General features: G+C 58.9%; 11 protein-coding genes, 1 tRNA gene and 1 pseudogene. 3 read left to right on the top strand and 10 right to left on the bottom strand.

Features of this window, described 5'->3' with window-relative positions:
• Positions 1 to 124: 124 nt before the first annotated feature.
• The 9 genes and pseudogenes from ACLHHB_RS12420 to ACLHHB_RS12380 all read right to left on the bottom strand — a co-directional run.
• Positions 125 to 379 (bottom strand): annotated as a pseudogene (locus ACLHHB_RS12420) (transposase); the annotation flags it as partial.
• 200 nt (positions 380 to 579) lie between these two features.
• On the bottom strand, positions 580 to 903 hold the full coding sequence (locus tag ACLHHB_RS12415) for a transposase (protein WP_410218595.1): 324 nt from the start codon (positions 901 to 903) through the stop codon (positions 580 to 582).
• A gap of 295 nt (positions 904 to 1,198) precedes the next feature.
• Positions 1,199 to 2,200 (bottom strand): Gfo/Idh/MocA family protein, encoded by a 1,002-nt coding sequence (locus tag ACLHHB_RS12410; RefSeq protein WP_410218594.1) that lies wholly within the window; start codon positions 2,198 to 2,200, stop codon positions 1,199 to 1,201.
• Positions 2,200 to 3,087 (bottom strand): sugar phosphate isomerase/epimerase family protein, encoded by an 888-nt coding sequence (locus ACLHHB_RS12405; RefSeq protein WP_410218593.1) that lies wholly within the window; start codon positions 3,085 to 3,087, stop codon positions 2,200 to 2,202. The genes ACLHHB_RS12410 and ACLHHB_RS12405 overlap by 1 nt, the downstream gene beginning before the upstream one ends.
• Before the next feature lie 51 nt (positions 3,088 to 3,138).
• Positions 3,139 to 3,972, bottom strand: coding sequence for a carbohydrate ABC transporter permease (locus ACLHHB_RS12400; protein ID WP_410218592.1), 834 nt, complete (start codon positions 3,970 to 3,972; stop codon positions 3,139 to 3,141).
• Positions 3,972 to 4,898: a carbohydrate ABC transporter permease gene (locus ACLHHB_RS12395; RefSeq protein ID WP_410218591.1), complete on the bottom strand. Its 927-nt coding sequence runs from the start codon at positions 4,896 to 4,898 to the stop codon at positions 3,972 to 3,974. The genes ACLHHB_RS12400 and ACLHHB_RS12395 overlap by 1 nt, the downstream gene beginning before the upstream one ends.
• Positions 4,899 to 4,980: 82 nt before the next feature.
• On the bottom strand, positions 4,981 to 6,195 hold the full coding sequence (locus tag ACLHHB_RS12390) for an ABC transporter substrate-binding protein (RefSeq protein WP_410218590.1): 1,215 nt from the start codon (positions 6,193 to 6,195) through the stop codon (positions 4,981 to 4,983).
• Positions 6,196 to 6,247: 52 nt separating this feature from the next.
• Entirely contained in the window at positions 6,248 to 7,165 is a 918-nt protein-coding gene (locus ACLHHB_RS12385) for an alpha/beta hydrolase (RefSeq protein WP_410218589.1), read from the bottom strand.
• On the bottom strand, positions 7,162 to 7,830 hold the full coding sequence (locus tag ACLHHB_RS12380; protein ID WP_410218588.1) for a GntR family transcriptional regulator: 669 nt from the start codon (positions 7,828 to 7,830) through the stop codon (positions 7,162 to 7,164). Before ACLHHB_RS12380 ends, ACLHHB_RS12385 begins: the two co-directional genes overlap by 4 nt.
• A 135-nt stretch (positions 7,831 to 7,965) precedes the next feature.
• Here ACLHHB_RS12380 and ACLHHB_RS12375 point away from each other — a divergent pair, with 135 nt between their 5' ends.
• The 3 genes from ACLHHB_RS12375 to ACLHHB_RS12365 all read left to right on the top strand — a co-directional run bounded on the left by ACLHHB_RS12375 (position 7,966) and on the right by ACLHHB_RS12365 (position 10,886).
• Positions 7,966 to 9,063 carry an ABC transporter ATP-binding protein gene (locus ACLHHB_RS12375; protein WP_410218587.1) on the top strand — a complete coding sequence of 366 codons (1,098 nt, stop codon included), beginning with the start codon at positions 7,966 to 7,968 and terminating at the stop codon, positions 9,061 to 9,063.
• 201 nt (positions 9,064 to 9,264) lie between these two features.
• On the top strand, positions 9,265 to 9,966 hold the full coding sequence (locus tag ACLHHB_RS12370; RefSeq protein ID WP_410218586.1) for an HAD family hydrolase: 702 nt from the start codon (positions 9,265 to 9,267) through the stop codon (positions 9,964 to 9,966).
• The gene (locus ACLHHB_RS12365; protein ID WP_410218585.1) at positions 9,963 to 10,886 is read left to right on the top strand and encodes a DMT family transporter; all 924 of its coding nucleotides are present in this window, start codon (positions 9,963 to 9,965) and stop codon (positions 10,884 to 10,886) included. Before ACLHHB_RS12370 ends, ACLHHB_RS12365 begins: the two co-directional genes overlap by 4 nt.
• A 450-nt stretch (positions 10,887 to 11,336) precedes the next feature.
• On the opposite strand, the gene ACLHHB_RS12360 is transcribed toward ACLHHB_RS12365, so the two are convergent.
• Positions 11,337 to 11,407 (bottom strand) — tRNA-Arg (locus ACLHHB_RS12360).

The raw sequence follows: 11,407 nt of genomic DNA, 5'->3' as shown, positions 1-11,407 counted from the left end.
ATCCCCCAGCCCGTCCGCTGGATCGAAGGCAAGCACGGCCACCAGCCGGGCTTTCTCAATCTCTTGTCTTGAGCCGAAGCTATCAGCCTGCCGCCCTCCGCGGCGGGCCTTGCGTGGTGGCGAGCTAGACACCCCTTGATCGAGCGAAGGGAGGCGAGCCGCCTTGTGGGAAGGCCCCGCCTTGCGGGAGCGATTGTTCCTTGACAACAGTTCGATCCGACCAGCCGGCGGTCTTGGTCAGAACCACGGTTGCCGCCAGATACAGGTAGGATCGCATGATCCGATCCGAGGCATGACCTATACCGGCCGACCAACTCCCCTCCCTGGACTGCCGCACCCGGGGTGAAAGCCCGAGATATGGCCCAAGCTTGTTGGAGGAAGAAAACCGCGCCGATCATCCACGGCCGTAATGAATTTCAGAGCGACGAGATAGCCGATGCCTGAAACGGTCATGATACGTCGGGCATCCGGATCGCATTCTGCGATGTTCTTCAACTCGTCTTCATAAGCCGCGATCTGAGCGGCGAGAGCGTCATGCACCGCCAGAAGAGGGATGAGTAGGGGGCCGAACTGCGGGTTTTACTGGATGATCTCACGTACGATGGCCGGAAACCTGCGGGTCGCGGTGCTGCCCGTGAACAGGCCGAATGACTTCACGACCCACCGCATCTGATTGAGCATGTCCTTGCGGGACAGGCGTAACTGATAGCGGGCAGACAGAAGCGACCGGACATACTGGGTCTGAGGGCTGCGGACATTAGCTTCTTTGAACCACCCGATCCGCATGAGTTCCGCCAACCCTTGCGCGTCGTTCTTGTCCGTCTTGTTCCTGCGCATGGAAAGCGCACGGTTCGCATGCCGTGTATCCATGCAAATGACCGGCAATCCCCGTGCGCAACGCACGCCACAACCACGGCGGCGTCGTACCCGTTTCCATACCGACGCGCTGGCAGTTGAGCGCCTTCTCTTAAATGCTGCGGGTCAAGGCATCGGGATCCGATGCCACAGCACCCTTGAAACAGGCGCTTCCCATCCTGATCTAGGACGCAGATATGCGTCTCCGCCAGTGAGATATCGAGGCCGACATAGGTCGTGACAGGCGTCTGCTAGTCCATTCCACCCTCCATTGCGACAGGTCCACATGCACCATCCCATGGAGGCTGGGCGATGAACCGTTGTCACCCCAGATGTTCATGCGCTACTTTTTCTCGACCAGTGCAACCATCCTTTCCAGCCGCCTCATTGCCAGCCAGCCGTCGCGGATTTGCGGAGCATTATCACTCTCTCCTCTGATCTTGGCCGCTACCTCCAGGAGCAGGGCATGATACCCCTTGTGGTCTTCATTTGCAGCGGCCGTAAAGTTGGGCGTCCAGGTGAGGGTATCGGATCCTGCATCAAGGGTGGCTATGGCATCATCGGCCTTGAAGAGAGGATCGCGATGCCAGGCAACGTTGATGACATTGTCAACCTCGACGCGGTTGTGGTCACCCATGATCTGGACGAACTCCATCGGCGTCCCACGGGACTGAACGGTGCCCATGATGATGTTGCCGATGACACCGTTTTCACACTCGAAGTTCAGGTGCAGCAGCATCTTGCCTTTGGCAGGAATGCTCTTGCGCAGCTTCAGGTCAGAAAATTCGGAGTTCGCGAACCAAGGGATCAGGTCCATGTAATGGACGCAGTGATGAAGATAGAAGCCGGTGTAATCCACCTCACCTGCAAAATAGGTAGGCGCGGTCATATAGCTTCCGTGGATACCCAGAACCTGCCCAAAAGCTCCACCGTCCAGGATGTTCTTCGCGATCTTGTTGCCGGTTGAGTAACGTTTCATGAAGCCGACCGTCACCGGCACGTTGGCCTTCTCCGAGGCGCGCAAAAGCTCTTCTGCCTGCGCGGCCGTCGCTGCAGGAGGCTTCTCCATAAAGACCGGCAGCCCGCGTTTGATGGCGGCCAGAGTGGCGCGGAAGTGGATGTCTGGACCCACGGCCATCCCGATCGCATCGATATCCGCTCCCGCGATCATTTCGTTGTAGTCGGAGTAGACCGCTTTTGCTCCGAACTGTCGTGCGGCACCCCGCGCGGCCGCCCCGTCCGGGTCGCAAACAGCTGCAATCTCGAAGCCGCTGCGGGCCAGCTGCGGCATCAGCATCCAGGTGGCATGACGGCCGCAACCAATCCATCCGATCTTGATCGTCATCAGTGATTGACCTCTGCAAGTGTCAGTGCCGAGCGGATCAGTTCGAGGCCTGCGCGCAACTTGTTGTCTTCGTTTTCGTGAGGGGCGCGCCAGTGAGCGATGGGCAAGGCGACACGGTCATCATCCCGACGGAAGGGCTCGAGCGAGACCGGCCCGGCGTAGTTTGTCTCATGCAGCGCGCGCATGATGGCAGCCCAGTCCATGTTGCCTGTGCCTGGAAATCCGCGATGATTTTCGTTCGCTTGGAAATGCACCAGCCGCTGACCCGCCGCCCGGATCGCATCGGGGATTGAGCGCTCCTCCATGTTCATGTGGAAGGTGTCCAGCATTACCCCCAGTCCCGGTGAGCCCACGGCGTCGACGACCTCATTGGCCTGCACGGTGGTGTTGACGATATCGGTTTCGAACCGGTTGAGGGGTTCCAGCCCGAACACCTTGCCAGCCGAGGCCGCCAGTGGTGCTACTTCGGAAAGACCATCGACAGTTCTCCGGGCGCGGGTCGTAATCTGCTCGGAACTCCACGGCTGGGGCGGGCGTCCTGCAAAAACCAGCGGCTCGCCATAAAGCGGCCCGCCGATGATCGTCGCCCCAAGGCTGTCGGCAGCATCGATGCAGGATTTCAGGTAGTTGATGCCGCCCTGACGTGCGGCAGGGTCATCACTGGCAATGGAGCGCTGCAAATTGACCCGGGCGGCCAGCACTACCTCCAGCCCCTCTCCGCTGCAGATGCGGCGCAGTTCCGCAATATCGAGATTGTCCTCAGGCTCGGGGACCAGAAGTTCAATGAAGTCGAAGCCGAGTTCTCGTGTCTTTCTCAGGTAGGGGAGCGCGTCGTTGGTGAACGGCCGCGTGTATTGCATCGAGATGATGCCGATTGGGTTTTTCACGGAGTTTCCTTCGGGTAGAGGCTGCCGTGCCGCGACGGCAGCAGAGGATGGTTAGCCCTTTACCGCGCCTTGGGTCAGGCCGCCGACAAGCCGGCGTTGGACAATCAGGAAGAGGATGGTGGCGGGCATGGCCCCGACAATGCCGCCCGCTGTCAGCAAACCCCATTGTACTTGATATTCACCGATCATTGTCTGCACGGCGACCGTGATCGGGCGCACGTTCTGCCCACCAAGCGTTAGAGCATAGAGATACTCGTTCCAGGCGGTGATGAAGATATAGATCCCGGTCGCGATGATACCGGGCATGCACAGCGGCAGGATCACCCGGACTAATGCCTGCATGCGAGAACATCCGTCCGTCATCGCAGCCTCGTCCAAGGACTTGGGGATGCCGTTGATGTAGCTGGTCATCATCCAGACAGAGAACGGGATGGCGATGGTCGAGTTCGCGATGATTAGCGCAAAGTGGGTGTCGAGAAGCCCGAGCTGACGCATCAGTACAAAGAGCGGCAGGATCAGCAGGACCAGCGGAAACATATTGATCAGCAGGAACTGCAACAACAGCAACCGCTTGAAGCGGAACTCGAAACGGGAAAAGCTGTAGGCAGCCGTGACCGAGAGAGCCAGCCCGACGACCACCGTGCCCGAGGCTACGATGAGGCTGTCCAGCATGTTCCGCGCAAAGCCGACATTGGCGAAGAGCCTTTCGTAGTTGCTCCAGACGAGATCGAAGATCGAGGGGCCACGGGTAAACAGCTGGTCTTCGGCCGTCAGCGAGGTCAGTGCCATCCACAGGTATGGGCCCAAGGTAAACACGAGGATTGCCGCCATCGGCAGGTCTACAGTCAGGATCCGCTTGAAGAGCGACTTGCGTCCCAGAGCCATCACTGCACCGCCTTGGCTGTACGTTTCAGGTAAAGCACGACGACCCCTAGCAGGAGCAGCGTGAACGTCATCGCAAGGGCCGAGCCGTAGCCGAAGTTGAGGTTAGTACGGGCTTCGAGGAAGGCATAAAGGGGAAGAGTGTAGGTTGAATATCCGGGGCCGCCGCCGGTCATCACGAAGATGACATCCATTGAGTTGGCCACCCATATCGTGCGCAGCAGGATCGCAGTCACAAGAACACCGGATATGCCTGGTAGGGTGATGTGCCAGAACTGCCGCAGGGACGACGCTCCGTCCAGGGAGGCCGCTTCATAGTAGCTGCGCGGAATAGACTGCAGCCCGGCCAGGATCATCACGGCAAAGAAAGGGAAACCTTGCCAGGTCAGCGTCAGGATGATCGCGTAGAGGGCGGTATCGGGGTTGGCCAGCCAGGGGATCGACGTCTCAAGAATACCGATGCGCAGGAGCAGGTCATTGAGGATCCCGTAGTTTGAGTCGTAGATCCATGCCCACATCAGGGCGATCACGACCGAGGGCAGCGCCCAAGGAATGATGATCAACGCGCGTGCCAGCGGGCGCCAAGGAAAGTTCTGGTTGAGAAGCAGTGCTGTTGCCAGCCCTAGCAGGGCTTGCGCAGGCACAGTGATTGCGATCCAGAGCGTAGTCTGGCGCAGCGAGATCCAGAAGATCTCGTCTTGAAAGACGGCACGATAATTCTGGAGCCCGACCCAGTCGAAGTTCCTAGGCCGGAACAGGACGTATTCGTGGAGGCTCATCCAGGCCGTCTGGACCATCGGAAAGAAGACAATAGCAAGCGTGACCAGTACCGCCGGTGAGAGCAGGGCCAGCGGCAGAACATGACGCCAGAGCGATCCTTGCGACCTGGAGGGTCTTCCCTCCCGCTCGGAAACTTGAATGGTTGTCATCAGGCAAAACTCTATTGGCCCTGTGGAGCAGTTCACAGGCGTGTGAGTTCATGAGGCCGGGCTGAGCCCGACCTCGCAATAATCAGTTGCTGGAGAACAGCTTTGCGATCGCCTCGTTCATTTGCTCGGCTGTAATCTGGCCCAAAAGTGCACGCTGCATGTTGGCCGGCCACACTGTGTTTACAAACTCAGGCGTGTTTGAGGATGCCGGCAGTAGCTTAGCAAAGGGAAGGGACTGTTCGGTCGCCTCCACAAAGCGAGCCTCGTGCCCGCTCCAATTCGCCGTGTCAGATTTTGTTACCGGAAGCTGGCCTGTTGCCGTATTGAAGAGGGCATTGTTGCCTTCCGATGACAGGAAGGAAATCCATTTCCAGGCGGCCTCCTTGTCCGAAGCATTGGCAAAGACCCCGGTGGACTCGTCGCCAAACGTTGTCCAGCGCCCGCCAGCACATTCGGGAACCGGAACGGCTGCAACCTTGTCGCCCAATGCGGCGACCAGATCACTGGACGAGCCGACATGATGGATGGTCATTGCTGTCACCCCCGTTTTGAAGGCGCCGATGATTTCCTGAAATCCGTCATTGGGAGCCGAAGGCGGAAAAACCTTGTCTTCGCGGAAAAGGTCGACAACGAACTGGGTACCAGCAACGCCTGCCTCTGATGTCAGGCTGTCGTCTAGTTCGACCTCCGGAGAACCCAAGGTGAAAACACCCCAGTGTTCGTGTCCGGATTTCCCGCCCCGGAAGCCAAAACCATAATGGTCGATCTTGCCGTCGCCATTGGTATCCCGAGTCAGCTTGATCGCCGCATTCCGCAGTTCCTCACAAGTTTGTGGAGGTGTCAGGCCCAGTTCTTCGAACATATCGGCACGGTAGTACAAGTAGAGGGCGACGTACTGAACAGGCAGGTAGTACTGCTTCCCATCCTCCGCGCGTGTTAGGTCGAAGAGGTTCTCAAGGACGTTTTCTCGTCCGTCCCAGAAGGCAATTTGATCGTCCAGCGGCTCGAGTGCTTCCATCTCCAGCAACCGGGGCAGCGCGAACATCTTCAACATGGCAGCATCCGGGGCATTGCCGCCGACGATCGCCGTATAAAGGTTGTCGTAGTAGCTGTTCCACGGGACGTTCATCGCGTCGATCTTGATGCCAGGGTTCTCGGCTTCGAATTTCGAGACGAGGTCAGACATCGGGTTTTCAGGGTTATCGAAGTGATACCAGAAACGAACTGTGCTGTCGGCACTCGCAAGGCCAGGCGCCATAGCGGCCATGAGCGCGAGCAGGCTGATTGTCTTTTTCATTCCTTTTCTCCTCCCAAAAGAACTGGAAATTCTGCAAGTCTTGACGACCATGTTAAATCATCGCGCTAAAAGCCTCCCCCGCGCGACGATAGGCAGCCACCGACTGCGGTAGCCACAGGCTCATCTGCATGAACCCGTGCACAACGCCCGGGACCATGTCGAAGCGGTCGTTCCGCCCGAGCGAGTGCAGGCGTGCTGCGAAGCGCTCGCTGTCCGAGCGCAGAGGATCAATCTGCGCTGCGTTCAGGTACAAAGGTGGCAGGCTGGCTAGCAATGCGTCAGGTGCTCGGGCAGGGGTCAGGCACGGGTCATCAAGACGGGCAGCCTCATCTGCGTAGAAGTCCCAGTAGCGCTGCATCTTGCCTCGTGTCAGGCCAGGACCTTCCGCTACTTCTTGATAGCTTCTGGTTTCAAAATCCGCGTCGTAAACGCCATAAAAGAGCAACCCTGCCTTAGGCAGGTCCTGCCCGGGCAAACGGATCATCATGGCAACGGCAATGTTAGCGCCGGCGCTGTCTCCCGCAACCGACCACGAACGCCCCGTGAGTATTTCCTCACGACTTGCCCAGACAGCCAGGCAATCCTCAAGTCCTGCCGGATAGGGATGCTCTGGAGAAAGACGATAATCAAAGGTCACGACCGCCGTTTTGGTGGCGCTTGCAAGCTGTCGCGCTGCGCCCTCGTGAGTGGCCGCTGAACAGAAAGCCCAGCCTCCACCATGGACATAAAGGATGGCACGGTCGCCCGTGTCGTGGGGCGGGATGTAGGCATATGCCCTACGTCCATCCGATGTCTGGACAAGAAGCTCGCGTGCCATGGCGGGCTTGGGGGTGTTCCAACGCCGATTGGTGGCCTCGGCCAGTGCACGCCCCTCTGCAGGAGGCAGAGTTGTGGGGTCGGGCAGGTCATTGTCCTCACGGGCAAGCCGGTCAAGAACCGCGCTCATCTCCGGAGCGAGGGTTAAGGTCATGTTCTTGCCACTCCCGGGGCAGGCAGCACCTGGGGCCCGAAGTCGACAATGGTGGCTATGTGATGAGACAAAGCGTGCATCAGATCCTCTGGCGCTTGAGCTTCAAGCGCCTCGATGATCGAGACATGGCGATCGGCCGTTGCCAGCAAGTCCCGCTCCTGCGGCTGACTGTTCAGGATCTTGTATCGCTGCGTATGAACCAGGCAACGCAGGAGAATGGGCTCAACTGCCGGCATGGAAGCGGCTTCAAAGAGACGCAGGTGGAACAGGCAATCCTGCTCCAGCAAGGTATATTCGTCCTTTTGCAGGGCCGCCAAACGCATCGACTGAAGGAGCTTATTCAAGTTCTTCACGAGCAGGGGGCCACTACCCTCGATGATCCTGCTAGCAGCTCGACATTCAATGTCGTGTCGGATGCGCAGAAGTTCCGTTACATCGTCTGAGCTTGCTGGCGCGACATGCGTGTCACGTCGGGCCCGCCGTATGATCAGGCCTTCTTCAGACAGCCGCATCAGCGCCTCGCGTATCGTTCCTTGAGCCACGCCAAACTGTTGAGCCAAGTCAAGTTCCCTCAGTGGCTCGCCCGCAGACAAGGTGCCCAGCAGAATGTCTCGGCGAAGAGCATATTCAACCTGTTCGCTGCGGCTGCGCTGCGTTTCAGACATGAAGGCTCCTGCCACACCCATATTCGCTCCTCACTACAGATAGTATCGATAATCACATCATTATTGATAGTGTCAAGATTATTGATAGTATGACATTGGCGCCTGGAGGCGCGGGTACATCGGGAGGAGAAGCAGTTGGCGCGCATCGGCTTGGAGAGGATCGTAAAACGCTATGGAGCGGTCCAGACGATCCACGGTGTCGATCTGGAGATCGAAGACGGAGAATTCGTGACCTTTGTGGGTCCTTCGGGATGCGGAAAGTCAACGATGTTGCGTATGATAGCTGGCCTTGAGGACATCAGTGGCGGCAGCCTGCATATTGGCAACACACTGATGAACGATGTCGAGCCAAAGGGGCGGGACGTCGCGATGGTTTTTCAGGACTATGCGCTCTATCCCCATATGACAGTGGGGCAGAACATCGGCTTCGGCCTCAAGATGCGGGGTGAAGCTGAAGCCGTGATCCGCGAGAAGGTTACAGAGGCGGCGCGCATCCTGCAACTGGAAGAGTTGCTCGACCGGCGCCCGGGTCAGCTTTCTGGCGGCCAACGCCAACGAGTTGCAATGGGACGTGCGATTGTCCGAAAGCCAAAAGTTTTTCTTTTCGATGAGCCGCTCTCGAACCTTGATGCGAAGCTTCGTGTCGAGATGCGCACGCAGATCAAACGCCTTCACCGGATGCTCCGTACGACCACCGTCTATGTGACGCATGATCAGGTTGAGGCGATGACGCTGGCGGACCGGGTCGTCGTTCTTCGAAAGGGAAAAATTGTTCAGCACGGCAAGCCACTCGAGCTATACGAACGTCCAAATTGCCGTTTTGTTGCCGAGTTTATCGGCTCTCCGCAGATGAATATTCTTCCCGGAAGAACCGTTTCTTCAGATAAGGGTGTCGGCGTTGCATGCGAGGGCACTGCCATTGCTCTTCCCTCCTCGACAGTACCGGTGGGTACAACGGTTGATGTTGGTCTGCGCCCCGAGCATCTTGTGCCTTGTGCTGCGCAGGAGGCAGATTTCGTAGTGACGATAGACGTTCTGGAAGAACTTGGCTCGGACACACTAGCAATTTGCCTTTTGGGGGAGCGAGAGTTGACCGTGCGCATTCCCTCGGAGCAGGCTCGGAGCCTCGGCCAAAAACTGCCTTTGCGTTTTGAGCGGAGCAACCTGCATCTGTTTGATACAGATACTGGGCAGCGGCTGGCCGTTTCGACTGAGGAACGAAATTTCCCATAGTTTTGAATATTTGCTGTGTGTAGAGCAGCCGGAATACTAATTCCTTCCGATCCTGCAGTCAGCTTGTCGAGATGCAAGGTTTGCCTGTTGAACGTGTCCCGGCTTGCGGCTTTAAGGAATGCAGCAATTTAGGAGTGGCTCCTCCGGGAATGTTGGTTTGGTGATGTGCTCAGGCCAAGGCGGAACATGACGGAGAGTTCCATGATCGACGCCATCGGGCTCGATGCCGATGACACCTTGTGGGAGAACGAGACCTTCTTCCGGCTGACCGAAGCCGAGTTCAGCGCCCTTCTTGCCGATCATGGCGAAGCCGAGACCATCGCCGCCCGGCTTTTTGAGACCGAGCGGACAAACCTCGAGCACTATGGCTACGGAATCAAGGGCTTCATGCTGTCCATGATCCAGACCGCCATCGAGCTGACGGATGGCACAGTGGACGGTCGCACCATCGGCCGCATCTTGGAGCTGGGGCGGGAGATGCTGGCCCATCCGGTTGATCTGCTGCCCGGCGTCGAGGAGGCGCTGGACGCCTTGGCCGGACGGCAGCTGATCCTGATCACAAAGGGAGACCTGATGGACCAGGAGCGCAAGATCGCTGCCTCAGGTCTGGCGGAGCGGTTCGCGGCGGTGGAAATCCTGGCGGACAAGTCGACGGAAGCTTATGCCCGCGTTCTGCACAGGCATGGAGTTGCCGCCAAGCATTTCCTGATGGCCGGAAACTCCATGCGCAGCGACGTGCTGCCGGCGCTGGAACTGGGCGGATGGGGCGTGTTGGTGCCTCACGATCTGACTTGGGCTGCCGAGCATGCCCAGTCCCCAGATCACCCCCGCCTGCACCAGCTGAGCAGCCTTGCTGAACTGCCCGACCTGATCCTGCGCCTCGAGGAAGGAGTTCCCGCGTGACAAGCCTGTCAGACAACGGCCGGGCGGCGCTGTTCATGACCGCCTCGATGGCGATGTTTGCCATCGAGGACGCCTTTATCAAGACTTTGACCCAAGGGATGCCTGTCTGGCAGCTGCTCGCAGTAACCGGGATCCTGGCGATGACGGTTTTCTGGTTCCGCCTGGCGCGGCGGCAACAGCCGCTGTGGACGCGGGCGCTGCTGCACCCAATGGTGGTGCTGCGCAATCTGGGAGAGGTGGTGGGCGCGCTCAGCTTTGTCACCGCGTTGGCGGTTGGCGAGTTGGCCTCCACCTCGGCCATCCTGCAGATCCTGCCGCTGACGTTGGTGCTCGGCGCAGCCCTGTTTCTGGGCGAAAAGGTCGGATGGCGCCGATGGGCCTCGGTGGCTGTCGGGTTTGCCGGTGTGCTGCTGATCCTTCGGCCGGGCACGGCCGCCTTCCAGCCAGCGATGATCTGGGCACTTCTGGGCGTGGCCGGACTGACGCTGCGCGATCTGGCCACGCGGCGCATTCCGACCGGCGTCCCCTCGGACCAGCTCTCCGCCTCGGCCTATGGCGCCATGGTCCCGGGTGGGCTGGCGCTGGGGCTGGCAAACGGGCAGGCCGCGGTGGCGGTCGATCCTTGGCAACTGGGCCTGTTGGGGGGGACGGTGATCTTCGGGGTGTTGGGATATGCGACGCTGGTCGCCGCGTCTCGACTGGGCGAGGCCTCCTCCGTGGCGCCCTTCCGCTATACGCGGTTGGGCTTTGCCTTGCTGGTGGCGGCCGTGGTCTTTGGTGAACGTCCCGACCTGCCGATGCTGCTAGGTGCCGGGATGATCGCGCTGGCGGGCGGCTATGCGATGTGGCGCGAAGCCCAGGCCCGGCGGCCTCTGCCGGCCGAGCCAGTGGACGGGCTGATCCGTCCCGTCCAGCGCTGAAAGAGCTTGAAAGGCGGTAAAAGCCGGCGATGAGCCATGCCAACCATGGCGTCCTGCAACAACTGGAGGCCCTTCACAAGCAATGTCGGCCAGCTCTTGGTCGGGCCAGCTCATGCCGAAGCGCAAATCGCTGTTTCTTTAGTATTCTTTCCTGTTTTGATGGCCTTAGTTGCTTTCAAAGACCTCCGCGTATTTCGAGGGCCCGAGACGTAGCTCTTTACGAACGGGCCGCCACTGCGGAATTATCCTGTCTATCATGGCCACGATTCGCTTCCATCATGGAGCTAAGAGCGACCTATAGTACCGCAAATCGTTGGTGTAGCTTAATGTGCTTTGCACATAGCGTTCGTTACTTCCCTCACGTACCACTCTGTTCCATCCAAGCATGTGGGGAGAAATGTGGGGTAAGTGTCTCAGGCAGACTGTTTATAGAGATAAATTACACAAATTTGGTGCACCCGACAGGATTCGAACCTGTGACCTCTGCCTTCGGAGGGCAGCGCTCTATCCAGCTGAGCTAC

This window comes from Paracoccus sp. (in: a-proteobacteria) (assembly GCF_046462195.1).
Taxonomy (GTDB): Bacteria; Pseudomonadota; Alphaproteobacteria; order Rhodobacterales; family Rhodobacteraceae; genus Paracoccus.
This window is presented reverse-complemented; position numbering and strand designations above follow the sequence as displayed.